The sequence below is a fragment of the Nocardioides sp. DN36 genome, from assembly GCF_055380375.1.
Genome location: NZ_AP043823.1, coordinates 1540034 through 1563317, shown reverse-complemented (window position 1 = coordinate 1563317; position 23284 = coordinate 1540034). Strand labels below are relative to the sequence as shown.

Genomic DNA, 23284 nt, shown 5'->3' with positions numbered 1-23284 from the left:
CATGGCGATGACGGCACAGGTGAAGGCAGAGCTGTCGAGCACCCAGATCACGAAGACCTGCTGCCGCAAGGCCGAGGTGGCCTCGATGCTGCGCTTCGCCGGTGGGCTGCACATCGTCAGCGGCCGGATCGTGGTCGAGGCCGAGCTCGACACCGGCGCCGCCGCTCGCCGGCTGCGCAAGGACATCGCCGAGGTCTACGGCCACCAGTCCGACGTGGTGATGGTGCAGGGCAACGGCATCCGCAAGGGCAGCCGCTACATCGTGCGCATCGTCAAGGACGGCGAGGCCCTCGCGCGCCAGACCGGCCTCCTCGACCAGCGCGGCCGGCCCGTCCGGGGCCTGCCCCCGGCCGTGGTCTCGGGCGGCGGCTGCGACGCGGTCGCCGCGTGGCGCGGTGCGTTCCTGGCCCACGGCTCGCTGACCGAGCCCGGCCGCTCCTCGGCCCTCGAGGTCACCTGCCCCGGTCCCGAGGCCGCGCTGGCCCTGGTCGGCGTGGCCCGCCGCCTCGGCATCCAGGCCAAGGCCCGCGAGGTCCGCGGCGTCGACCGCGTGGTGATCCGCGACGGTGACGCGATCGGCCAGCTGCTCACCCGCCTCGGCGCGCACGAGTCGCTGATGGCCTGGGAGGAGCGCCGGATGCGCCGCGAGGTCCGGGCCACGGCCAACCGGCTCGCGAACTTCGACGACGCCAACCTGCGCCGCTCCGCCCGCGCCGCGGTCGCGGCCGGCGCCCGTGTCGAGCGCGCCCTGGAGATCCTGGGCGAGGAGATCCCCGACCACCTGCGGCTCGCCGGCCACCTCCGGCTCGAGCACAAGCAGGCCTCGCTCGAGGAGCTGGGCCAGCTGCACGACCCGATCCTGACCAAGGACGCGATCGCCGGCCGGATCCGTCGCCTGCTCGCCATGGCCGACAAGCGCGCCGAGGAGCTGGGCATCCCCGACACCGAGGCCTCGCTGACCGCAGAGATGCTCGCCGACGAGGCCTGAGTCCCCCTATTCGGGGAGACGAGGCTGTTACCGGCACGTACTCCGATACGCGAAGTGGCGGGCGTCGCACGTAGCGATAGGGTCGGGACGACGCGGCACCCGGCACGACCGGGGGACCGCACCGCCAGCTCAGCTCACCGCAAGGAGCATTCGCAGTGACCGTTCGTGTAGGCATCAACGGCTTCGGCCGGATCGGCCGCAACTTCTTCCGCGCCGTGCGCGCGTCGGGCCTCGACATCGAGATCGTCGGCGTCAACGACCTGACCGACAACAAGTCCCTGGCCCCGCTGCTCAAGTTCGACTCGATCCTGGGCCGTCTCGACGCCGAGGTCACCGCCACGGCCGACGAGATCCGGGTCGGCGACCAGGTGATCAAGACCTTCGCGGAGCGCGACCCCGCGAACCTCAAGTGGGGCGACCTGGGCGTCGACGTCGTCGTCGAGTCCACCGGCTTCTTCACCGACGCGACCAAGGCCAAGGCCCACGTCGACGCCGGCGCCAAGAAGGTCATCATCTCCGCGCCCGCCTCCAACGAGGACATCACCGTGGTCATGGGTGTCAACCACACCGACTACGACCCGGCGAAGCACACCGTCATCTCCAACGCGTCGTGCACCACCAACTGCCTGGCGCCGATGGCCAAGGCCCTCAACGACGAGTTCGGCATCGTCAAGGGTCTGATGACGACGGTCCACGCGTACACCGCCGACCAGAACCTGCAGGACAACATCCACAAGGACCTGCGCCGCGCACGTGCCGCAGCGATCAACGTGGTCCCGACCTCGACCGGCGCCGCCAAGGCGATCGGGCTGGTGCTGCCCGAGCTCAAGGGCAAGCTCGACGGCTACGCGCTGCGCGTGCCGGTGCCGACCGGCTCCGCCACCGACCTCACCTTCGAGGCCGGCCGCGAGACCACCGTCGAGGAGGTCAACGCCGCCGTGGAGAAGGCCGCCGACGGCCGCTTCCTGAAGTACTCCACCGACCCGCTGGTGTCCTCCGACATCGTGACCGACCCCGCGTCGTGCATCTTCGACGCGCCGCTGACCAAGGTCATCGGCAACCAGGTCAAGGTCGTCGGCTGGTACGACAACGAGTGGGGCTACTCCAACCGCCTCGCGGACCTGATCTCCTACATCGGCGAGACCCTCTGACGCATGAGCGGCATCGACTCCCTGGGTGACCTGAGGGGCAAGCGGGTCCTGGTCCGCTCCGACCTCAACGTCCCGCTGGACGGCACGACCATCACCGACGACGGCCGGATCCGCGCCAGCGTCCCCACCATCCGCGCGCTGGCCGACGCCGGCGCGCGGGTGGTGGTGACCGCGCACCTGGGCCGTCCGAAGGGCGAGCCGGACCCGAAGTACTCCCTCGCGCCCGTCGCAGCCCGCCTCGGCGAGCTGCTCGGGGCCGACGTCGCGTTCGCGTCCGACACCGTCGGCGACAGCGCTCGCTCGACCGTCGAGGCGCTCGGCGACGGCCAGGTGGCGGTGCTGGAGAACGTCCGCTTCAACGCCGGTGAGACCAGCAAGGACGACGCCGAGCGCGGCGCGTTCGCCGACCAGCTGGCCTCGCTCGCGGACGCCTTCGTGTCCGACGGCTTCGGGGTCGTGCACCGCAAGCAGGCGTCGGTCTACGACGTCGCACAGCGCCTCCCGCACGCGATGGGTGGCCTGGTGTCGACCGAGATCGACGTCCTGCGACGGCTCACCGAGACCCCCGAGCGGCCCTACGTGGTCGTGCTGGGCGGTTCGAAGGTCTCCGACAAGCTCGGCGTCATCGACAACCTGCTCGGGAAGGCCGACAAGCTGCTGATCGGCGGCGGCATGGTCTTCACCTTCCTCAAGGCCCAGGGCCACGAGGTCGGCAGGAGCCTGCTCGAGGACGACCAGCTCGACACCTGCCGGTCCTACCTCGACCGGGCCCGGGAGTCGGGGGTCGAGATCCTGCTGCCGACCGACATCGTGGTCGACACGGAGTTCCCCTCCGGCGACCGCGAGCCGCAGCCCCGCGTCGTACCCGCCTCGGAGATCCCGTCCGACGCCCTCGGGCTCGACATCGGCCCGGAGTCGGCCGCCGCCTTCGCCGCCGCCCTGGCCGACGCCCGGACGGTGTTCTGGAACGGCCCGATGGGCGTGTTCGAGGTCGGCGCCTTCGCCGACGGCACCCGAGCGGTCGCCGAGGCGCTCACCAAGATCGACGGCCTCTCGGTCGTCGGTGGTGGTGACTCCGCGGCAGCGGTCCGCACCCTGGGCTTCGACGAGTCGGCCTTCGGCCACATCTCCACCGGCGGTGGCGCCAGCCTCGAGTACCTCGAAGGCAAGGAGCTGCCCGGCATCAAGGTCCTGGAGGACTGACCCCACCTCGTCGGACGTCCCACCCGTTGGTCAGCCCCACCCCGAAAGGATCCACTGACGTGGCTACCCGCACCCCCCTCATGGCGGGGAACTGGAAGATGAACCTCAACCACCAGGAAGCGGTGGTGCTGGTCCAGAAGCTCGCCTGGACCCTGGCCGACAAGAAGCACGACTTCGGCAAGGTCGAGGTGGTCGTGGTGCCGCCGTTCACCGACCTGCGCTCGGTCCAGACGCTCGTCGACGGCGACCGGCTCTCGGTGCGGTACGCCGCGCAGGACGTCTCCACCCACGACTCGGGCGCCTACACCGGCGAGATCTCCGCGGGCATGCTGGCCAAGCTGGGCTGCTCGTACGTCGTCGTGGGGCACTCCGAGCGGCGCGAGTACCACGCGGAGTCCGACGAGGTCGTCAACGCCAAGGCGCACAAGGCGCTCGACGCGTCGATGACGCCGATCGTGTGCGTGGGTGAGGGGCTGGACGTCCGCAAGGCCGGCGAGCACGTTCCGTACACCCTGGCGCAGGTCGACGGCAGCCTGGCCGGCTTCACCGCCGAGCAGGTCGCCGGCCTGGTAGTGGCTTACGAGCCGGTCTGGGCGATCGGCACCGGCGAGGTGGCCACGCCCGAGGACGCGCAGGAGGTCTGCGCGGCGATCCGCGAGCGGATCCGTGAGGTCCACGGCGACGTGGCCGCCGACGGCGTACGCATCCTGTACGGCGGTTCGGTCAAGGCCGCGAACGTCGCCGGGATCATGGCCAAGGACGACGTGGACGGCTGCCTCGTCGGTGGCGCGAGCCTGCAGGCGGACGAGTTCGGCGGTATCTGCCGCTTCTACGACATGCCGGTGCTCTGAGCGCCGGCGCGTGACGTAGGATTTCGGCTGTGACTCTCCTCTTCACCATCGTGCTCCTCGCCTCGAGCGCCCTGATGATCCTCATGGTCCTGCTCCACAAGGGTCGTGGCGGTGGTCTCTCGGACATGTTCGGAGGCGGCGTCTCCAGCTCGCTCGGCGGTTCCTCGGTGGCCGAGCGCAACCTCGACCGGCTCACGGTCGGCATCGGTGTCATCTGGTTCGCCTGCGTGATTGCCCTGGGCCTGCTCCTGGCCTACCAGAACTGAGAAAGGGAACCTTCCGTGGCTGGTGGAGGAAACGCTATTCGCGGTAGCCGGGTGGGGGCCGGCCCGATGGGTGAGGCGGAGCGTGGCGAGTCCGCCCCGCGCCAGGCCGTCACCTACTTCTGCTCGCACGAGCACCGTTCGGTGGTGACCTTCTCGGTCGAGGCCCAGGTGCCGGACTCCTGGGACTGCCCCAAGTGTGGGCTCCCGGCCGGCCGTGACGCCGAGAACGCCCCGCCGGCTCCCAAGATCGAGCCGTACAAGACGCACCTGGCCTACGTGAAGGAGCGTCGCTCCGACCAGGAGGCCGCCGACATCCTCGACGAGGCCCTGGCCCTGCTGCGCTCACGGCGCAAGTCCGGCGACCTCATCTTCTAGTCGAGTCGGCGCAAGCTCGGCGCGAGAACGGGTCGAGTCGGCGCAAGTTCGGCGCGAGAACAGGTCGAGTCGGCGCAAGCTCGGCGCGAGAACAGGTCGAGTCGGCGCAAGCTCGTCAGGCGATACGCCGTCCGAAGCGTCGTCGGGCCTCGCGCGCACCGGTCATGAGCAGCTCCTCGCAGTTCTGACCGACCCCGAAGAGGTTGCGGCTCGTGAAGGGCTGCACCAGCCAGCCCTCCGCGCTGACCTCCGCACGGCGGGTCCGGTCGTGGGCCTGCTGCTCGGGGGAGCTGTGCCACTCGTCGCCGTCGTACTCCGCCCCGAAGCGCAGCTCGGGACTGGCCAGGTCGAGGCGGGCCAGGAGCCGGCCGCCGCGGAAGATCTCGAACTGGGGCGTCGGCGGTGCGAACAGGCATCCGAGCCAGCGGAACCGGAGGACCGACTCCCCGGGCGACTCCGAACGGCCGTCCGCCAGCGGCGCCATGGCGCGCAGGGTGGTGATCCAGCGCATGCGACGGAAGCGTTCGATGTCCGCGAGCAGCTCCTCGTGGGTGAAGGCATTGAGCCGCAGCATGGCGTCGAGCGCGCTGATCGCCGGCTCGGGCCAGCGAACCCGGCCCAGGTCCCACGCGGTGCGCAGCGGCGTGGTGACCCGGAGACCGTAGAGCTCCACGACGTCCTCGGCCGTCAGGTTGCGCTCGCCGCTGGCAGCGAGGCCGTTCCTCAGCCGCCCGTTGCCTGAGGGGCGGAACACCGAGATCGGCATCAGCTCGAGGTGCTCGTTCGGTCGGAGGACCATCGTCGCGCCGTGCAGCCAGCCGGCGTGCCGGTCGCAGACGACGCAGTCCTTGGGTACGACGAGGTTGAGCGCCTGGGCCCGGAGCGGGATCGAGTCCCCGGCCTGGGTCGCGACGTACACGCCCTGCAGGAGGCGGCGCAGCAGTCCTTCCTGGCAGAGCTTGGTGAGGTTGTCGCGCGAGACACCCTCGTGTCTCGCCTGCCTCGTGGTGAACGGCATGTCCAGCGGAAGTGGGAACGAGTCGTCGAGGAACGGCTGCCCGAGATATCTGCGAATGTCCATGCCCACGAGCCTGTCCGGATCGGCGGCGGTGGCACACCCCGAGATCGGAATCTGTGGAGAACTCAGGCTGTTCGCGACGAGGTTGCGCCGACTCGAGCCTGTTTTGCGCCGAGCTTGCGCCGACTCGAGCTTGTTTTCCGACGAGGTTGCGCCGACTCGAGCTTGTTTTCCGACGAGGTTGCGCCGACTCGAGCCTGATTTGCGCCGAGCTTGCGCCGACTCGACCCTCTAGAGCGCGGAGGCCGAGGCGCGGTCGAGGAACCAGATCGTCTCCTCCGAGCCCATGACGCCGGCGGCGGGGATGTCGTGCACGTCCGCGCCGCCGAGCGCCCGGGCCACGGCGGTCGCCTTGGCGTCGCCGCTGACCAGGAACCACACCGAGCGCGAGCGGTTCAGGGCGGGGAACGTCAGGCTGACCCGTTGCGGCGGGGGCTTCGGGGAGTCGGTGACGCCCACGGCGATGCGGTCCTCGACGTCGAGCGCGGCGTTGCCCGGGAACAGCGAGGCCACGTGGCCGTCGGGCCCGACACCGAGCATGACCACGTCGAACTGGCCGCTGCCGTGCTCGCGCAGCGTGTCTGAGTACGCCGCAGCCGCGGCCTCAACGTCGGGGGCGTCCGCCGTGGAGGGCATCTCGTGCACGTGGGCGGGGTCGACCCCGACCGCGTCCAGGAGGGCCGAGCGGGCCTGGCCGGCGTTGCGCTCCGGGTCATCGGGGGCGACGAAGCGCTCGTCACCCCACCAGACCACGACCCGGGACCAGTCGACCTCGGAGCCGGGGGAGAGGCGAGCCAGCTCCCGGTGGATCGCGTCGGCGATGGTGCCGCCGGTCAGCGCGATCTGCGGGACGTGGCCGGCCGCCTGGGCGTCGGCGAGGCGGGAGAGCAGCTCACCGGCGACCGAGGTGGCCAGGGTGGTGGCGTCCTCGTGGACCTCGATGCGGGGGCTGCTCATGGCTTCACCCGCATCTTCGCGAGCCGACGCGCGGTGGCGGCGTACACGTCGTCCTCGTCGAGCCGGCGCAGCTCCTCGGCCAGCAGCTCGGGGAGCTCGCGGCGCTTGAGCGCGATCGGACGGTCCGGGCGACCGGGGGAGGTGAAGGTGGCCAGCTTGCCGTCCGGTCGGGAGATGCGGATCGGGCCCTCCCTGGTCTCGAGGACGACCTCGGTGATCCCCGGGCCGTCGGAGACGGAGCGCTCCACGTCGACCTTCAACCGGTCGCGCAGCCACGCGGCCAGCAGGTCCGCGCTCGGGCTGATCCGCTCCGAGGTCACCGACGCTGAGGAGACCTTCAGCTGGTGCTGGTCCAGGGACGCCGCGAGCAGGGCCCGCCACGGCGTGATGCGGGTCCAGGCCAGGTCGGTGTTGCCCTTGGCGTAGACCGTGCACTGGTGGTGGATCGCCTGCGCCCTGCCGCGCTGTGCGGCGGCCGCGTCGGTGATCCGGCGCTGCGCCAGGGCGCCGAGCGGGTCGGCAGCCGGGTCCTGCGGCGGGTGCGACGGCCACCAGACCGCGACCGGGGAGTCGGGGAGCAGCAGCGGCAGCACCACCGACTCGGGGTGCTTGACCACCTCGCCCTTGAGCCGGATCAGTGCGGTCTCACCCGTCCAGCCGTTGCCGGTGCCGACCTGGGCGTTGACCATCGCGTTGCCGCGACCGTCGCCGAGGATCACGCCGAGGACCCGGGCAGGGTGCTCGTGGGAGGCGGCCCGGGCCGCGGCCATGGCGCTCTCGGCGTCGTCCTCGTCGGCGACGATGATCAGCGTCATCACCATGCCCATCGCCGGGCTGCCCGCCCGGGTGCGGGCGCGGATCAGCTCGGCCGCGATCTGGGCGGAGTTCGTGTCGGTGAGCTCGATCATGTCAGGGTCGCCTCCAGACGCGTCCGTCGCGGGCCAGCATCTTGTCCGCCGACGGCGGACCCCACGTGCCGGAGGCGTACTGCTCCGGCTTCCCCTTCTTCGCCCAGTGCTCGAGGATCGGGTCCAGGATCTTCCAGGACAGCTCGACCTCCTCGTGGCGGGGGAAGAGCGGGGGGTCGCCGAGCAGGACGTCGAGGATGAGGCGCTCGTAGGCCTCGGGGCTCGCCTCGGTGAACGAGCCGCCGTAGACGAAGTCCATGTTGACGTCGCGGATCTCCATCGCCGTCCCCGGCACCTTCGACCCGAACCGGATCGTCATCCCCTCGTCGGGCTGCACACGGATCACGAGCGCGTTCTGGGTCAGCTCCTCGGTCGAGGAGGCTGCGAACGGCAGGTGCGGCGCGCGCTTGAACACGATCGCCACCTCGGTGACGCGACGGCCGAGCCGCTTGCCGGTGCGCAGGTAGAACGGCACGCCCGCCCACCGGCGGGTGTCCACGCCCAGGGTGACGGCGGCGTAGGTCTCGGTGGTGGAGGTCTTCTTGATGCCCTCCTCGTCGAGGAAGCCGGCCACCTTCTCACCGCCGGCCCAGCCCGCGGCGTACTGGCCGCGGGCGGTGGTCAGGTCGAGGCGGTGCGGCAGCACGACGCTGGAGAGCACCTTCTGCTTCTCGATGCGCAGGCTCTCGGCGTCGAACGACGTCGGCTCCTCCATCGCGACGAGGCACATCAGCTGCAGCAGGTGGTTCTGGATGACGTCACGCGCGGCGCCGATGCCGTCGTAGTAGCCGGCCCGGCCACCGATGCCGATGTCCTCGGCCATGGTGATCTGCACGTGGTCGACGTAGTTGTTGTTCCAGATCGGCTCGAACAGCTCGTTGGCGAAGCGCATCGCCAGGATGTTCTGGACCGTCTCCTTGCCGAGGTAGTGGTCGATCCGGAAGATCGAGCCCGGCGGGAACACGCCGTCCAGGATGCTGTTCAGCTCCCGCGCCGACTCCAGGTCGTGGCCGAACGGCTTCTCGACCACCACGCGACGCCAGGTGTCGCCCTTCTGGTCGGCCAGCCCGTGCTCCTGCAGCTGGCCGACGACGTCACCGAAGAACGACGGCGGGATGGCGAGGTAGAACGCGTGGTTGCCGCCGGTGCCGCGCTCCTCGTCGAGCTCCTCGATGGTGCGGCGCAGCCGGTCGAAGGCCGCGTCGTCGTCGAAGTTGCCCGGGACGAAGCGGAACCCTTCAGCGAGCTGCTGCCAGACCTCTTCGCGGAACTCGGTACGCGCGTGCGCCTTCACCGAGTCGTGGACGATCTGGGCGAAGTCCTGGTTGGCCCAGTCGCGCCGTGCGAATCCGACGAGGCTGAAGCCCGGGGGCAGCAGGCCCCGGTTGGCGAGGTCGTAGATCGCCGGCATGACCTTCTTGCGCGACAGGTCGCCGGTGACGCCGAAGAGCACCATGCCGCAGGGGCCGGCGATGCGCGGCAGCCGTCGGTCCTGGGGGTCGCGCAGCGGGTTGGTGTAGGTCACGCAAGAGCCTCTCGTACGACGTCGAGGTCGGCGGGGCTGCTGACGTGCAGCCGCAGCACCGGGCGCCCCTTCTGGGCGAGCACCTGGCCGTCGCCGACGGCCTGGGCAGTGAGGAACTCGTGGAACGTGAACGGCCGGTCGGGGACCGCCAGGTCGGCCTCGGGCTGGCCGGTGACCTGGAGGTAGACGCCGGTGGCCGGGCCACCCTTGTGGTACTGGCCGGTGGAGTGCAGGAACCGGGGACCCCACCCGAAGGTCACCGGGCGTCCGGTGCGGACGGCGAGGCCGTCGCGGACCGATGCCAGCGCGGCGTCGCGGTGCCGGTCGAGGTAGGCCTGCACCGAGACGTAGCCGTGCTCCCGGTCGAGCGCCGCGAACAGGGCGGCCACCGCGTCGGCGACGGTGGAGGTGCCTTCGGGCAGCCACCCCTCGGACGCGTAGACGGTCACCGGGCCGTCGACGAACAGCGGCGTCGGCGTCGTGCCGCCGCCGTCGAGCATCTCCCGGGCCGCAGCCTTGGCGCTCTCGACGTCGGGCTGGTCGAAGGGGCTGATGCCGATGACACGACCCGCGACCGCGGTGGCGTACTCCCACAGCAGCAGCTGGGCACCGAGCGGGGCGTCCACGTGCACGCCCCAGCCGGACGCGGGCCGGAGGTCGGGGCCGAACGCGAAGTGGGGTCCGAAGGTCCCCAGCACCTCGTCGGGCGTGCTGGGGGAGAAGTTGGGGGAGTCGAGGGCGTCGACGACGACCGGCAGGATGCCCTTGCCGTCCTTGCCCGTGGACTCGGCGATCAGCTGCTCGGCCCAGTCGCCGAGGCCGGCGAACGCCGCCCCCGCGCTGGCCAGCACGAGCTTGTCCGAGCCGGCCAGGTTCGCCGCGCCGAGCAGCGCACCGAGGCGCAGGCCGGGATTGTCGACCGAGTCGGCCTCGAGCACGGGGCGGATCGCCTCGGCCTCGTCGAGGAGGGTGGCGATGTTGGCGCCGGCCAGCCCGCTGGGGACCAGGCCGAAGGCCGTGAGCGCGGAGTAGCGGCCCCCGACCCCGGGGTCGGCCAGGAAGACGCGGTAGCCGGCCTCACGGGCCGACTTCTCGAGCGGCGAGCCGGGGTCGGTGACGACCACGATGCGTGCGGTGGGCTCGATCCCCGCGTCGGTGAAGGCCTTCTCGAAGGCGCGCTTCTGGCTGTCGGTCTCGACGGTGCCGCCCGACTTGCTGGAGACGACCACGACCGTCTCGTCGAGGCGGTCCTCGAGCGCGCGGCGGACGAAGTCCGGGTCGGAGGAGTCGAGGACGACGAGGTCGACGCCGTCGGCGGCGCAGATGACCTCGGGGGCCAGCGACGAGCCGCCCATGCCGCACAGCACGACCCTGGTCAGCCCACCCTGGCGGAGCTCGACCTCGAGCTCGGCGATGTCGGAGACCAGGGAGCGCGAGGTCTGGGACAGCGCAACCCACGAGAGCCGCTTCGCGGACTCCTCCTCGGCGGCAGGACCCCACAGGGTGGGGTCCTGCGCCGCGATGCCACTGGCGACCTTGTCGGCCACCAGCTTCTCGACGGTGCCGGCGAAGGCCGCCTCGTCGGGGTAGCCGAAGAACAGCTCGAACGCCGCTCCGGTCCCCTCTCCGTCCACGGTGTTCCAAGCTGTCTGGCTCATGCCTTGGCCTGTCCTGCCTTCTGCATCTGGCCGGTCACGGTCTCGACCAGCTCGGTCCAGGACTTCTTGAACTTGTCGACGCCCTCGGTCTCGAGGGCCAGGAGCACGTCGCCGAAGTCGATACCGACCGCGGCGAGCCGGTCGAAGACCTCTTGGGCCTCGACGGCCGTACCGGTGACCGCGTCCCCGCGGAGCTCCCCGTGGTCGTCGAAGGCCTCCATGGTCTTCTCCGGCATCGTGTTCACGGTGCCGGCGACCACGAGGTCGGTGACGTAGAGCGTGTCGGAGTAGTCCTCGTTCTTCACGCCGGTGGAGGCCCACAGCGGCCGCTGCGGGTTGGCCCCCGCGTCGGCGAGCACCTTCCAGCGGTCGGACGCGATGACCTCTTCGTACGCCGCGTACGCGAGGCGCGCGTTGGCGACCGCGGCCTTGCCGCGCAGCGCCAGGGCCTCGTCGGTGCCGATCGCCTCGAGGCGCTTGTCGACCTCGGTGTCCACGCGGGACACGAAGAACGACGCGACCGAGTGGATGCGACCGAGGTCGAGGCCGGCGTCGCGCGCCTGCTCGAGCCCCGTCAGGTAGGCGTCCATGACCTCGCGGTAGCGCTCGATGCCGAAGATCAGCGTCACGTTGACGCTGATGCCCTCGGCGATCGCCGCCGTGATCGCCGGCAGCCCCTCCTTGGTGGCGGGGATCTTGATCAGGGCGTTCGGCCGGTCGACCGCGCTCCACAAGGCCCGGGCCGACGCGATGGTGCCCTCGGTGTCGTTGGCGAGGTCGGGCTCGACCTCGATCGACACGCGACCGTCGGCCGGGGTCTCCTCGAAGACCGGCGCCATGATCTCGCAGGCGTTGCGGACGTCCTCGGTGGTGAGCTCGAAGACCACCCGGTCGACGTTCTCGCCCTTCTCGACGAGGCGAGCGACCTGGTCGTCGTAGCGCTCGCCGTCGGCGATCGCAGCGGCGAAGATGGTCGGGTTCGTGGTCACACCGACCACGGACTTCTCCTTGACGAGCTCGGCGAGGTTGCCGGTCTCGATCCGCTCCCGCGAGAGGTCGTCGAGCCAGATCGACACTCCCGCGTCGGCGAGAGCCTTCAGACGTTCACCCATGGTTCCTCCTGCAGTTCGATGTGGGATCAGTACCCCGTGCCGTGGTGGCCACGCAGGGGTCAGCTGCTGACCCGGATGCTGTCGCGGGCGGCGTCGGCCACGGCCTCGCCGGTGATGCCGTACTCCTGGTAGATCCGCGCGTAGTCCGCGGATGCGCCGTAGGTGTCGATGGACACGATCCGGCCGTGGTCGCCGACGATCTCGCGCCACCCCTGCGCGACGCCGGCCTCGACCGAGACGCGGGCTTTCACGGTCGGGGGGATGACGGTCTCGCGGTACGCCGCGTCCTGCTCGTCGAACCACTCGCGGCAGGGCATCGAGACCACGCGGGCGCGGATGCCGTCCTCGGCGAGCAGCTCGCGGGCCGCGACCGCGACCTGCACCTCGGAGCCGGTGGCCACCAGCACGACGTCGGGCAGCCCGCCGTCGGTGTCGATCAGGACGTAGCCGCCGCGGTGGACGTTGGAGGTGTCGCTGTAGCCCTGCTCGCCGCGCGGGAAGACCGGGACGTTCTGGCGGGTCAGCGCGATGCCGGCGGGACGGTCGGTGCGCTGGAGCACCGCCTTCCAGGCGGCCACCGTCTCGTTGGCGTCGGCCGGCCGGACGATGTCGAGGCCCGGGATCGCACGGAGCGCGGCGAGGTGCTCGATCGGCTGGTGCGTCGGCCCGTCCTCGCCGAGGCCGATGGAGTCGTGGGTCCACACGTAGGTGACCGGCAGGCCCATCAGCGCCGCGAGGCGGACGGCGCCCCGCATGTAGTCGGAGAAGGTGAGGAACGTGCCGCCGAAGACGCGGGTGCCGCCGTGCAGCGCGATGCCGTTCATGATCGCGCCCATGGCGTGCTCGCGGATGCCGAAGTGCAGCACGCGACCGGCCAGCGGGTCGCCGGACCACTCGTCGGTCGAGCGGTCCTTGGGCAGGAACGACTTGGCGTCCTTGATGGTGGTGTTGTTGGACTCCGCCAGGTCGGCCGAGCCGCCCCAGAGCTCGGGGACGCGGCCCGCGATCGCGTTGATCACGGCGCCCGAGGCCTTGCGGGTGGCGACGCCCTTGGGGTCAGCCTCGAAGGTCGGCAGGTCGTCGGCCCAGTCCTCGGGGAGGGTGCGCGTCTGGAGGCGCTCGAAGAGCGCGACGTCGGCGGAGGGCTTGGTCTTCCAGTGGGCGAAGGCGTCGGCCCACTCGGCCTGCGCCTGCTTGCCGCGGTCGACGGCGAGGCGGGTGTGCTTGATCACGTCGTCGGGGACCTCGAAGGTCTGCTCCGGGTCGAAGCCGAGCACCTTCTTGGTGGCCGCGACCTCCTCCTCGCCCAGCGCGGAGCCGTGTGCGGCGCCGGTGTTCTGCGCGTTCGGCGCGGGCCAGGCGATGATCGTGCGGAGCACGATGAAGCTGGGCCGGTCGGTGACGGCCTCGGCCTTGCGGATGGCGTCGTGCAGCGCCGGGACGTCCTCGGCGTAGCGGGTGCCGTCGTTGGTCCAGTCGACGGTCTGGACGTGCCAGCCGTACGCCTCGTAGCGCTTGGCGACGTCCTCGGTGAACGCGACGTCGGTGTCGCCCTCGATCGAGATCCGGTTGGCGTCGTAGATCACCGTGAGGTTGCCGAGCCGCTGGGTGCCGGCGAGCGACGAGGCCTCGGCGCTCACGCCCTCCTCGAGGTCACCGTCGCTGCACAGGGCGTAGACGTGGTGGTCGAAGGGCGACTCGCCCTCGGCGGCGTTCGGGTCGAGCAGGCCGCGCTCGCGGCGGGCGGCCATCGCCATGCCGACCGCGTTGGCGACGCCCTGGCCGAGCGGGCCGGTCGTGGTCTCGACACCGGCGGTGTGGCCGAACTCCGGGTGGCCCGGGGTCTTGCTGCCCCAGGTGCGCAGCGACTTCAGGTCCTCGATCTCGAGGCCCCAGCCACCGAGGAACAGCTGCGTGTAGAGCGTGATGGAGCTGTGGCCGCACGAGAGGACGAAGCGGTCGCGGCCGGGCCAGTGGGGGTCGGCGGGGTTGTGCCGCATGACCTTCTGGAAGAGCAGGTAGGCCACGGGGGCGAGGCTCATGGCGGTGCCCGGGTGACCGTTGCCGACCTTCTGGACCGAGTCCATGGCGAGGACCCGCGCGGTGTCCACCGCCTTCTGGTCGACGTCGGTCCAGTCCAGTCCAGCGGCTCTGCTCACGGGGTTCCTCTCGGTGACTGCGCCTGCTGACCACGAACGGGGCCAACGTCACAGGCGCGGGTACTCAGGCAGGGCCGAGCCTACTCAGTCGGCGCGATAGGATCGAACCCAGCAAGCACCTGCTCATGGTGACCCGCCCCACCCGAGGAACCCCGTGACCTACGTCGGCCAGTCGACCGCTGCTGCCCCGCGGCAGGACACGACCCCGGCGACGGTGCGTGACGTCGTCGCGGCGTACGTCGGGCTCACCAAGCCCCGCGTGATCGAGCTGCTGCTGCTCACCACCGTCCCCGTGATGTTCTTCGCGGCGCGCGGCATCCCCCCGCTCGGCCTTGTGGTGGCCACGGTCATCGGCGGCACCTTCTCGGCCGGCTCCGCCTCGGTGTTCAACTGCGTCTACGACCGCGACATCGACGAGCAGATGCGCCGGACCCGGCGCCGCGCGCTGCCACGCCACATCGTCTCGCCGCGGTCGGCGCTGGTCTTCGGCTTCGTGCTCGGGATCTTGTCGACCGCGATCCTCTGGGCGTGGGTGAACCCGCTCTCCGCGGTCCTCTCGGTCGCCGCCAACGCGTTCTACGTGTTCGGCTACACGATGGTGCTCAAGCGGCGCACCACCCAGAACATCGTCTGGGGCGGCCTCGCCGGCTGCTTCCCGGCGCTGATCGGCTGGACGGCCGTCACCGGCGAGCTCTCGTGGGTCCCGGTCGTGCTGTTCGCGGTGGTGTTCTTCTGGACCCCGCCGCACACCTGGGCGCTCGCCCTGCGCTACCGCGAGGACTACGCGAACGTCGACGTGCCGATGCTGCCCGTCGTCGCCCCCGCCCGGGAGGTGGGCAAGCAGGTCGTGCTCTACAGCTGGGTGATGGTGGCGACCTCGTTGCTGCTCTGGCCGGTCGCCGGCACCGGCCCGGTCTACCCGGTGGCCGCAGCGGTCCTGGGGGCCGTCTTCCTGCTCGAGGCGCACCGCATGTGGGCCCGCACGCGGGGCACCGAGGACCTGAGCGTGATCCAGCCGATGCGGCTGTTCCACTCCTCGAACCTCTACCTCTCGCTGCTATTCGTCGCGGTCGCGCTGGACCCCCTGCTCAGCCGCTGAACCGGGCTCCCCGGAATCTCCCGAAAAAAAGTCGGATCCGGGTGCAACCCTTCTGCGACTCGTCGCGTCTACACCTATGACGACGGTCGATCCTGTTCACGGGGGTGCAGGCGACCGTCGTCATTCATCGCCCGTGGTGGCCGGGGTGGTTCTCGCCCCGGCCCCCGGGCGTCCACCTCGCCGAGGCCGGGCCCCGTGGGGGTCAGCCTGGATCAGGCGGGCTCGCGCACCTGGATCAGCACCCAGGTCACGCTCGCGGAGATCAACGCCGCGCCGAGCATGTGGAAGCCGACCAGCACGATCGGCAGGTCGGTGAAGTACTGCACGAAGCCGATGCCTCCCTGGGCCACCTCGAGCGCCAGCAGGACCGCGACCGCCTGACGGGCCACGGTGCCCGCCCCGGTGGCGACCAGGGCGAGGAGCAGGCCGAGCGTGAGCCCGACGAACAGGAACACCGCGTCGGAGTGCAGCTGGCTGAGCTGCAGCGGGTCGAGGCCGTTGCGGGGGGAGTCCGCGTCCCCGGCGTGCGGCCCCGAGCCGGTGACGACCGTGCCGACGTACAGCACCGCCCAGGCAGCGGCGAAGGTCGCCCAGGCCAGGACCGTGAACCGTCCGTGCTCCGCCCGAGCGGGGGCCGGCCGGTCGATGCGCTGGAGGAACAGCACGGAGGCCCCGATGATCGCCAGCGAGCAGAGCAGGTGCAGCGACACGATCCAGGGGTTGAGGTCGGTGAGGACCGTGATGCCGCCGATCACCGCCTGCGCCGGGATGCCCAGCGCCATGACCAGCGCGATGCGGCGCAGGTCGCGGCGGCCGGACTGCCAGGCGGCGGCGAAGGTGCCGATCGCGACGGCGACGAGGACGTAGGTGAGCATCCGGTTGCCGAACTCGATCACCGAATGCACGTTGTAGGCGCCGTGCGGGGTGAACGACTCCTCGGTGCAGCGCGGCCAGGTCGGGCAGCCGAGGCCCGAGCCGGTCAGCCGGACCACGCCACCGGTGACGACCAGCACGCAGTTCGCCACCAGCGAGGCCCAGCCCCACCCCTTCAACCACTCGTCGAGACGGGTCAGGCGTGCGGTCACTCCCACGTGAAGGTCCTCGCGGTCAGGGCGGTGCCGAGCACGGCCCAGCCGAGCAGCACGCCGAGGTCGGTCCAGTCGGTGGCGCCGTGGATGAGGGCGGTGCGCATCGCATCGCCCAGGGCCCCCGACGGGAGCCACTGGACGAACGAGCCGAAGGCGCCGTACGCCGAGGCGGGCAGCACGACCGCGCCGCCGGCCATCAGCAGCAGGTAGACGAGGTTGGCTGCCGCCAGCGTCGCCTCCGCGCGCAGCACGCCGGCGACGAACAGGCCCAGCGCCGCGAAGGCGGCGGTGCCCAGCACGATCGCGAGCACCGCACCCAGCAGGCCCGGGTCGGGGTCCCAGCCCAGCGCGAGGGCGACCAGCGAGATCACCGCGACCTGGAGCACCTCCACGACCAGCAGCCCGCCGATCTTGCCGGCCAGCAGGCCGGACCGGGGGAGCGGCGAGGAGCCCAGCCGCTTGATCACGCCGTAGCGGCGCTCGAAGCCGGTGGCGATGGCCAGCGAGGTGAACGCCGTCGACATCACGGCCAGCGCGAGCACGCCGGGGGTGAACACGTCGACGGCCGGGTGGGAGAACGTGATGCCCATCCGGTGGGAGCCCTCGACGCCGCCGACCAGCACGATCACCGGGATGACGACGGCCAGCAGCAGCTGCTCGCCGTTGCGCAGCATCAGCCGCGCCTCCATGGCGGCCTGCGCGCGCACCATCCGGTGGAACGGCGCCGCGCCGGGCATCGGGCTGAAGGTGCCGTGGCCCTGGGTGCTCATGGGGTCAGCTCCCGTCCGGTCAGCTCGAGGAAGACGTCCTCGAGGTTGCGCTGGCCCAGCGTCAGGGACTCCGGCAGCACGTCGTTGGCCTCGCACCAGCCGGAGACCTTCGCCAGCGTGGAGGCGTCGGCGGGACCGCTCAGGACGAGACTCACGTCGTCGAGCTGGGTCACCTCGGCCTGTGCGCCGAGCGCGCTGCGCAGCGACTCCGGGGAGCCGGGCGGGAAGGGGCGGGTCACCACGAGGCGGATGGTGGCCGCACGCTCGTCCGACCGGCCGCGGGTCAGCTCCAGCGGCGTCCCGGAGGCGATCAGCCGACCGTGGTCGATGATGTGGATCCGGTCGGCGAGGCGCTCCGCCTCGTCCATGTAGTGGGTCGTGAGCACCACGGTGACGCCGTCGGCGCGCAGCTCCTCCAGCAGCTCCCAGGTGGCGCGCCGCGCCTGCGGGTCCATCCCCGCGGTCGGCTCGTCGACGAAGGCGATCTCCGGACGCCCCACGACGGCCATGGCCAGGCCGAGGCGCTGCTGCTGGCCGCCGGAGAGGCGACGGTACGGCGTGCGGCCGCAGTCCCCGAGCCCGAGTCGATCGGCGAGCATGTCGGTGTCGAGGGGGTGGGCGTGCAGCCGGGCGACGTGGCGCAGCATCTCCATGGCCCGCACGCCGCTCCAGGCGCCGCCGCCCTGGAGCATCACGCCGATGCGGGGGAGCAGGTCGGCCCGGTCGCGGACCGGGTCGAGGCCGAGCACCCGCACCTGGCCGCGCTGCGGGGTGCGGTAGCCCTCGCACGTCTCCAACGTGGTGGTCTTCCCGGCGCCGTTCGGGCCGAGGACCGCGGTGATGGTCGCCCGCTCGACCACGAGGGAGAGGCCGTCCACGGCGACCTTGTCGCCGTACCTCATCACCAGCCCGTCGACGGCGACGGCCGGGTCGGCGGGAGCGGGCTTCGACACGCGGTCAGTGTAGGGAGCGGTGGTGTGCCGGGCGGCCCGCGGGCGGCGCTCGTGCCAGGACCCGTGTGGCCCAGGTCTCAGCGGCCCGGGACCGGCCGGCTCAGATCTCGGCGGCCTCCGGGGTGTCGGTGTCCCCACCCCGGGAGAGGGTGCCGAACGCGGCCGGCGGCTCGCGCCACAGGCGCTGGCCGTCCTCGGAGGCGGCCTCGCCGACGGCCCGCCACACCCGCTCCGGCGTGCACGGCATGTCGACGTGGCGGACCCCGAGGTGCCGCAGCGCGTCGACCACGGCGTTCTGGACCGCCGGGGTCGAGCCGATCGTGGCGGACTCCCCGATGCCCTTCGCGCCGAGCGGGTTGAGCGGGGTCGGGGTCTCGGTGTTGGAGACCTCCAGGGCGATCGTGTCGGCGGTCGTGGGCATCGCGTAGTCGGCGAACGTCGAGGTCAGCGGGGTGCCGTGCTCGTCGTAGACGAACTGCTCCCACAGCGCCTGGGAGATGCCCTGCACGGCGCCGCCGTGCTGCTGCCCGGCCACGATCAGCGGGCTGAGCACCCGGCCGCAGTCGTCGACGGCGACGTGCCGCAGGGGCGTGACCAGGCCGGTCTCGGTGTCGACCTCGACGATCGAGACGTGTGCCCCGAACGGGAAGGTGGCGCCCTTCTGGGTGAAGTCGGTGTCGGAGCCCAGCCCGCCGTCGTGCTCGTGCGCCCAGGCCGCGAGCTCGGGCCAGCGCACACCGGTGCCGGCGACGCCCCGCACTCCGAAGACGCCGTCCTCCAGCACCACGTCCGCCGGGTCGGCCTCCAGCATCCGGGCGGCCACGTCGAGCGCCTTGACCCGCACCTCGTCGGCCGCCTGGCCCACGGCGTTGCCGCCCAGCTGGAGCGAGCGGGAGCCGCCGGTCCCGCCACCGGAGCGGACCAGTGCGGTGTCGGACTGGACGTAGGTGAGGTCCTCCATCGGGATGCCGAGCCGGTCCGAGGCGATCATGGCGAACGACGTGGCGTGGCCCTGGCCGTGGCCGGAGGTGCCGGCCATGATCGTGGCGGTGCCGTCCTCGTGGACGTGCAGCGACCCGAACTCCGAGCCGCCGAAGCCGGTGATCTCGACGTAGACCGCGATGCCGATGCCGAGCTGGCGCACCTCGCCGGCCTCGCGGCGCCGCTGCTGCTCGTCCCGGGCGGCGTCGACGTCGGCGATCCGGAGCGCCTCGCGCAGCGGCAGGTCGAAGTCGGCGACGTCGTAGGTGACGCCGGTCCGGGTCTTGTACGGAAACGCGTCCGGAGCGATCAGGTTGCGGCGCCGGATCTCCTCGGGGGCCAGCCCGAGCTCGTCGGCCGCCAGGTCCACCAGGCGCTCGAGCAGGGCCGCCGCCTCGGGCCGCCCGGCCCCGCGGAACGCCCCGACCGGGGCGGTGTTGGTCAGCGCGGCGATCGCGTCGTAGCGGATCTCGGGGATCTCGTAGGGCCCCTGGATCATCATGTATGTCGGACCGAGGGCGAGCGCGCCGCCGAAGCCGGCGTACGCCCCGCAGTCGCCCACGACCCGGACCCGCAGGCCGACGAAGCGCCCCTCGGCGTCCAGTCCCAGCTCGGCGTACTGCACCTGACCGCGTCCGTGCATCGAGAGCATCGCCTCGCTGCGGGTCTCGGTCCACTTCACGGGGCGGCCGAGGCCCCGTGCGGCGGCGATGACCGCGGCGTGGTCGGGGGTGATGCCGGCCTTGCCGCCGAACGCGCCGCCGACGTGGGGTGCGATGACGCGGACCTGTTCCTTGTCCAGCCCGGTCCAGCGGGCGATGAGATCGCGGGACAGGTGCGGCTGCTGGGTGGCCACCCAGACGGTCAGCCCGCCGTCGTTCGGCCCCTCTCCCGTCGGCTGGGCGAGGATCGCGTGCCCCTCCATCGGCGCGGTGGCGATGCGGTGGTTCTCCACCCGCAGCCGGACCACGTGCTCGGCTCCGGCCAGGGGGTCGGAGTGGTCGCCGTCCGCGCGGCTCGCGGCGATGTTGGAGCCGAGGGACTCGAGCTGCAGGGGCGCATCGGGCGCCAGCGCCGCCTCCATGTCCGCGACGACCGGCAGCTCGTCGTAGTCGACGTCGACCAGCTCGGCGGCGTCGACGGCCTGGGCGCGGGTCTCGGCCACGACCAGCGCGACCGGGTCGCCGACGTAGCGCACCGTGTCCGTCGCCAGCGCGGTGCGGGTGACCGCCTTGTTGACGTCGGCGAACGCCGGGACCGGACGGTCCCCGATGGTGGCGCCGGTGTGCACCGCGAGCACTCCCGGAGCGGCCTCGGCCAGCGAGGTGTCGACGCCGGTCACGCGGGCGTGCGCGAAGGGGCTGCGCACGAAGACGGCGTGGGCTGTGCCCTCGATGCGCTGGTTGTCCACGAAGGTGCTGCGCCCGCGCACCAGGTCGGGGTCCTCGACCCGCGGGACGATGTTCCCCAGCAGCGATCCCGGCATCCGCGTCTCCTTCTCGACGGCGACCCCGGACCCGGTCCGGACGTCCGCGTCGAGACTAGCGGGGCGTGGTGCGGGTCACGCCCGGCGGCGGATCAGCTCGGCGAGCACGTCGGGTTCGTCGCTGATGATGCCGTTGGCCCCGACGCCGATCGCGGTGTCCAGGGCGACGACGTCGTTGACCGGCCAGGTCATCACGACCTCGACGTGGCCGAGGAGCTCGGCGACGAGATGGCGGTCCAGCAGCGACAGGTGCACGGAGACGCCGTGGACCGGGCGCCGGCTCCGGACGCGTCGCCGCAGCCGGGCCAGCTCGACCCGGTTGCGTGCCGACAGCACGGCACGGACGTACGGCAGCTCGGCCACCACGTCGACGGTCGGCCAGTAGCGCCCGCAGACCAGGACGGGCTCGTGGGAGGCGACCTCGTGCAACAGCTCCGCGACCGCCGGCGCCGTGGAGCTGCGCCGACCCTTGATGTCGAGCATGAACGTCGTGCCGTGCCGGTCGGCCTCGAGCAGCTCGCGCAGCCCGAGTCGGGGGGCGGACGCCGACGCGAGCTCCCAGCGGTCCCACAGGAACGGCAGCGGGCCGGCGGTCTTGAGGTGCCGCACCTCGAGCCGGCCGCGGTGCTCGTGCACGTCACACTCGATGACGTCGACGCCCAGGGTGTTGGCCGCGTGCAGGCCGGCCAGCGAGTTCCCGGCCCGGTGCGCGATGGCGAGGGGCGTCATGTCGGCTCGTGCCCACGCCGGACGCGCCGCCGCTCCAGGGCCAGGGCGCACGCGTGCCCGACCAGGGCCAGCGCGATCCCGGCGACCACGTCGACCACGTAGTGGTTGGCGGTCGCGACGACGGCGAACGCCATCAGCACGGGCATCGCGCACCCGATCACCTTGAGCACCCGCGAGGTCGCGGCCCCGTAGATCGCGATCCCGACGAGGAGGTCCCACCCCGAGTGCAGGCTCGGCATCGCGGCGTACTGGTCCACGAACGCGGGAGGCTGCAGGTAGCGGTAGCTGTTCGAGCTCTCCGTCACCGTGTCGACCAGGCCGAGCCCCAGCAGGCGGGGAGGGGCCACGGGATAGGTCACGAACACCACCATGCCCATCGCCCCGGAGACGAGCATGCCGTCACGCAGCCGCAGGAAGTAGGGCCGGTGGCGCCACGCCAGCCAGACCATCGCGACGACGATGACCGGCCAGTGGCCCCAGATGTAGATCCAGTTGGCGACCGCCTCGGCGGCCTCGGAGGACTCGACCGGGCGCTGGAACGCCGCCTCGATGTGCAGGCCGATGCTCTTCTCGAACGCGACGATGTCGCGGCCGTGGGCCACCGCGACGTCCCGGGAGGCGTCGGTCAGTCCCCGGACCCGGAAGTAGACGACGAGGCCGAGGACGACCCACCCCGCCTGGCCCAGGATCCAGGGGAGGTTCGTCCGCCTCGCAGCAGTCACCCGGGACACGTGCATGCAGCTCCCCTGGGTACCTCGACGGCACGCTTGCCCTCACCATCCTCGGCGGAGACACGCGCCGCTGCTCAGGGCGAAGGTCCCCGATCCGGGGACCAACCGTCCGGTCGACCGGGCTCAGGCGAGCGCGGGGAGCGCCCTGCCGGTACGCCGCGCCGCGCGGCGGGTCAGGTAGAGGCTCACGCCGCCGAGGGCGAGCGCGGGCAGCCAGGCCACCGCCGCCTTCACGGCCACGGCGGCCGCCGCCGCGGTGAACGGCACCCCGAGCGCCACCAGGGCCGCGACGAGGGCCCCGTCACGCGGGCTCGCGCCGTTGGGACCGGGAACCGCACCGGCGATCTGGCTGGCGCCGAACGCGCCGAGCACCGCGAGGGGCGAGAGGTCGTGGCCGGTCGCGGCCAGGGTCCCGAGCAGGAGGGCCGCGATGGACAGCTGGTAGCCCGCGGACAGGACCAGGGCGTGCGCCAGCCGGCGCGGGGGCGGCAGCGGGCGGCGGGGCAGCAGGTCGGGACGCACCCGGCGCAGCACCAGGACCGCGACGACCGCCAGGAGGGTCACCACGCCCGACACCAGCAGCATGCGCACCGGCAGCGCGGTCCCGGCGAAGGCCACGAAGGCGGCCAGGCCGAGGGCGCCGACCAGCCGGTCGGTGCCGACGCTCACCAGTGCGTCGCCGCGGCCCAGGCCGGTGCCGGTCAGCCGGTGGATCCGCCACACGTCCGCGCCGACGTGACCGGGGGTGAGCAGGCCGAGCAGCTCGGACTCGGCGTACGCGCGCAGGTGCCAGCGCCGGCTCAGGTCGGCGTCGGTGAGGGCGCGCCAGCGCAACGGGCAGAGGAGGTACTTGCCGACGATCCAGGGGGCCAGCCCGAGCAGCACCGGCCACGGGCTGACGTGGGGGAGCCGGGGCAGGGTGACGGCGGGCACCAGGATGCTGACCAGGACGCCGAGGACCAGCACGGTCCTGGAGTGCACGACCTTGTGCAGGAGGGTGCGCAGCTGCATGGGAACCTTCCGGTGGACGCCGGGACGGGGGGAGCCGGTGTCGGGTCTCTACGTACCCACTTTCGAGTGAACCGGAACTCGTCAAGGCCCAGCACGGTCGATGGCCCATATGGGGTAGGGACCTGTGGCCCTTCTGGGGTACGGGTCCGGTGGTCGAACGGTAAGGCGACCCTTACTTGAACGGCCCTCGCCATTAACGGCACAC

21 protein-coding genes are annotated in these 23284 nt (G+C 71.9%); 7 read left to right on the top strand and 14 right to left on the bottom strand.

What is annotated here, in order from left to right; translation table 11 throughout:
• The first annotated feature begins 1 nt into the window (after window position 1).
• From whiA to ACZ43H_RS08435, 6 genes are all read left to right on the top strand, one after another.
• The gene (gene whiA, locus ACZ43H_RS08460; RefSeq protein ID WP_379180546.1) at window positions 2-988 is read left to right on the top strand and encodes a DNA-binding protein WhiA; all 987 of its coding nucleotides are present in this window, start codon (window positions 2-4) and stop codon (window positions 986-988) included.
• 155 nt (window positions 989-1143) lie between these two features.
• Window positions 1144-2139, top strand: coding sequence for a type I glyceraldehyde-3-phosphate dehydrogenase (gene gap, locus ACZ43H_RS08455; RefSeq protein WP_464589332.1), 996 nt, complete (start codon window positions 1144-1146; stop codon window positions 2137-2139).
• A 3-nt stretch (window positions 2140-2142) separates the two neighbouring features.
• On the top strand, window positions 2143-3342 hold the full coding sequence (locus ACZ43H_RS08450; RefSeq protein WP_464589331.1) for a phosphoglycerate kinase: 1200 nt from the start codon (window positions 2143-2145) through the stop codon (window positions 3340-3342).
• Window positions 3343-3422: 80 nt separating this feature from the next.
• Entirely contained in the window at window positions 3423-4193 is a 771-nt protein-coding gene (gene tpiA / locus ACZ43H_RS08445) for a triose-phosphate isomerase (protein ID WP_464590775.1), read from the top strand.
• 29 nt (window positions 4194-4222) lie between these two features.
• Window positions 4223-4459, top strand: coding sequence for a preprotein translocase subunit SecG (gene secG, locus ACZ43H_RS08440; protein WP_464589329.1), 237 nt, complete (start codon window positions 4223-4225; stop codon window positions 4457-4459).
• A 66-nt stretch (window positions 4460-4525) separates the two neighbouring features.
• The gene (locus tag ACZ43H_RS08435) at window positions 4526-4834 is read left to right on the top strand and encodes an RNA polymerase-binding protein RbpA (protein ID WP_464589328.1); all 309 of its coding nucleotides are present in this window, start codon (window positions 4526-4528) and stop codon (window positions 4832-4834) included.
• A 115-nt stretch (window positions 4835-4949) separates the two neighbouring features.
• Here the strand turns inward: ACZ43H_RS08435 and ACZ43H_RS08430 are convergent, their stop codons facing one another.
• The 7 genes from ACZ43H_RS08430 to tkt form a co-directional block, all read right to left on the bottom strand.
• Window positions 4950-5915 (bottom strand): type IV toxin-antitoxin system AbiEi family antitoxin domain-containing protein, encoded by a 966-nt coding sequence (locus ACZ43H_RS08430; RefSeq protein WP_464589326.1) that lies wholly within the window; start codon window positions 5913-5915, stop codon window positions 4950-4952.
• 228 nt (window positions 5916-6143) lie between these two features.
• Window positions 6144-6869, bottom strand: a complete 726-nt coding sequence (gene pgl, locus ACZ43H_RS08425) for a 6-phosphogluconolactonase (RefSeq protein WP_464589324.1) — start codon at window positions 6867-6869, stop codon at window positions 6144-6146.
• On the bottom strand, window positions 6866-7777 hold the full coding sequence (locus tag ACZ43H_RS08420) for a glucose-6-phosphate dehydrogenase assembly protein OpcA (RefSeq protein WP_464589322.1): 912 nt from the start codon (window positions 7775-7777) through the stop codon (window positions 6866-6868). Before ACZ43H_RS08420 ends, pgl begins: the two co-directional genes overlap by 4 nt.
• A 1-nt stretch (window position 7778) precedes the next feature.
• The gene (gene zwf, locus ACZ43H_RS08415) at window positions 7779-9302 is read right to left on the bottom strand and encodes a glucose-6-phosphate dehydrogenase (RefSeq protein ID WP_464589321.1); all 1524 of its coding nucleotides are present in this window, start codon (window positions 9300-9302) and stop codon (window positions 7779-7781) included.
• Complete coding sequence (locus ACZ43H_RS08410) at window positions 9299-10960, bottom strand: glucose-6-phosphate isomerase (protein WP_464589319.1); 1662 nt, start codon at window positions 10958-10960, stop codon at window positions 9299-9301. Before ACZ43H_RS08410 ends, zwf begins: the two co-directional genes overlap by 4 nt.
• Window positions 10957-12072, bottom strand: coding sequence for a transaldolase (tal, locus tag ACZ43H_RS08405; protein WP_464589317.1), 1116 nt, complete (start codon window positions 12070-12072; stop codon window positions 10957-10959). The genes ACZ43H_RS08410 and tal overlap by 4 nt, the downstream gene beginning before the upstream one ends.
• A gap of 59 nt (window positions 12073-12131) precedes the next feature.
• Window positions 12132-14159: a transketolase gene (gene tkt / locus ACZ43H_RS08400; protein WP_464590773.1), complete on the bottom strand. Its 2028-nt coding sequence runs from the start codon at window positions 14157-14159 to the stop codon at window positions 12132-12134.
• Window positions 14160-14385: 226 nt separating this feature from the next.
• Between tkt and ACZ43H_RS08395 the strand changes: the two genes are divergently transcribed.
• Window positions 14386-15330, top strand: coding sequence for a heme o synthase (locus tag ACZ43H_RS08395; protein WP_464589316.1), 945 nt, complete (start codon window positions 14386-14388; stop codon window positions 15328-15330).
• 212 nt (window positions 15331-15542) lie between these two features.
• On the opposite strand, the gene ACZ43H_RS08390 is transcribed toward ACZ43H_RS08395, so the two are convergent.
• The 7 genes from ACZ43H_RS08390 to ACZ43H_RS08360 form a co-directional block, all read right to left on the bottom strand.
• Window positions 15543-16421, bottom strand: coding sequence for a COX15/CtaA family protein (locus ACZ43H_RS08390; protein WP_464589314.1), 879 nt, complete (start codon window positions 16419-16421; stop codon window positions 15543-15545).
• The gene (locus ACZ43H_RS08385; RefSeq protein ID WP_464589312.1) at window positions 16412-17188 is read right to left on the bottom strand and encodes an ABC transporter permease; all 777 of its coding nucleotides are present in this window, start codon (window positions 17186-17188) and stop codon (window positions 16412-16414) included. The genes ACZ43H_RS08390 and ACZ43H_RS08385 overlap by 10 nt, the downstream gene beginning before the upstream one ends.
• Window positions 17185-18141, bottom strand: coding sequence for an ABC transporter ATP-binding protein (locus ACZ43H_RS08380; protein WP_464589311.1), 957 nt, complete (start codon window positions 18139-18141; stop codon window positions 17185-17187). The genes ACZ43H_RS08385 and ACZ43H_RS08380 overlap by 4 nt, the downstream gene beginning before the upstream one ends.
• Window positions 18142-18241: 100 nt before the next feature.
• Entirely contained in the window at window positions 18242-20608 is a 2367-nt protein-coding gene (locus tag ACZ43H_RS08375) for a xanthine dehydrogenase family protein molybdopterin-binding subunit (RefSeq protein ID WP_464589309.1), read from the bottom strand.
• Between the two features lie 75 nt (window positions 20609-20683).
• Entirely contained in the window at window positions 20684-21337 is a 654-nt protein-coding gene (locus ACZ43H_RS08370) for a glycerophosphodiester phosphodiesterase (protein WP_464589307.1), read from the bottom strand.
• On the bottom strand, window positions 21334-22059 hold the full coding sequence (locus ACZ43H_RS08365; protein ID WP_464589305.1) for a phosphatase PAP2 family protein: 726 nt from the start codon (window positions 22057-22059) through the stop codon (window positions 21334-21336). The genes ACZ43H_RS08370 and ACZ43H_RS08365 overlap by 4 nt, the downstream gene beginning before the upstream one ends.
• 132 nt (window positions 22060-22191) lie before the next feature.
• Window positions 22192-23079 (bottom strand): lysylphosphatidylglycerol synthase domain-containing protein, encoded by an 888-nt coding sequence (locus ACZ43H_RS08360; protein WP_464589303.1) that lies wholly within the window; start codon window positions 23077-23079, stop codon window positions 22192-22194.
• Window positions 23080-23284 lie beyond the last annotated feature (205 nt).

Bases quoted from the DNA above. Each gene is read 5' to 3' on its own strand.
- whiA (WP_379180546.1), top strand. From the start codon at position 2: ATGGCGATGACGGCACAGGTGAAGGCAGAGCTGTCGAGCACCCAGATC.
- ACZ43H_RS08450 (WP_464589331.1), top strand. From the start codon at position 2,143: ATGAGCGGCATCGACTCCCTGGGTGACCTGAGGGGCAAGCGGGTCCTG.
- tpiA (WP_464590775.1), top strand. From the start codon at position 3,423: ATGGCGGGGAACTGGAAGATGAACCTCAACCACCAGGAAGCGGTGGTG.
- ACZ43H_RS08435 (WP_464589328.1), top strand. From the start codon at position 4,526: ATGGGTGAGGCGGAGCGTGGCGAGTCCGCCCCGCGCCAGGCCGTCACC.
- ACZ43H_RS08430 (WP_464589326.1), bottom strand. From the start codon at position 5,915: ATGGACATTCGCAGATATCTCGGGCAGCCGTTCCTCGACGACTCGTTC.
- pgl (WP_464589324.1), bottom strand. From the start codon at position 6,869: ATGAGCAGCCCCCGCATCGAGGTCCACGAGGACGCCACCACCCTGGCC.
- ACZ43H_RS08420 (WP_464589322.1), bottom strand. From the start codon at position 7,777: ATGATCGAGCTCACCGACACGAACTCCGCCCAGATCGCGGCCGAGCTG.
- ACZ43H_RS08410 (WP_464589319.1), bottom strand. From the start codon at position 10,960: ATGAGCCAGACAGCTTGGAACACCGTGGACGGAGAGGGGACCGGAGCG.
- tal (WP_464589317.1), bottom strand. From the start codon at position 12,072: ATGGGTGAACGTCTGAAGGCTCTCGCCGACGCGGGAGTGTCGATCTGG.
- tkt (WP_464590773.1), bottom strand. From the start codon at position 14,159: ATGGACTCGGTCCAGAAGGTCGGCAACGGTCACCCGGGCACCGCCATG.
- ACZ43H_RS08385 (WP_464589312.1), bottom strand. From the start codon at position 17,188: ATGAGCACCCAGGGCCACGGCACCTTCAGCCCGATGCCCGGCGCGGCG.
- ACZ43H_RS08375 (WP_464589309.1), bottom strand. From the start codon at position 20,608: ATGCCGGGATCGCTGCTGGGGAACATCGTCCCGCGGGTCGAGGACCCC.
- ACZ43H_RS08370 (WP_464589307.1), bottom strand. From the start codon at position 21,337: ATGACGCCCCTCGCCATCGCGCACCGGGCCGGGAACTCGCTGGCCGGC.
- ACZ43H_RS08360 (WP_464589303.1), bottom strand. From the start codon at position 23,079: ATGCAGCTGCGCACCCTCCTGCACAAGGTCGTGCACTCCAGGACCGTG.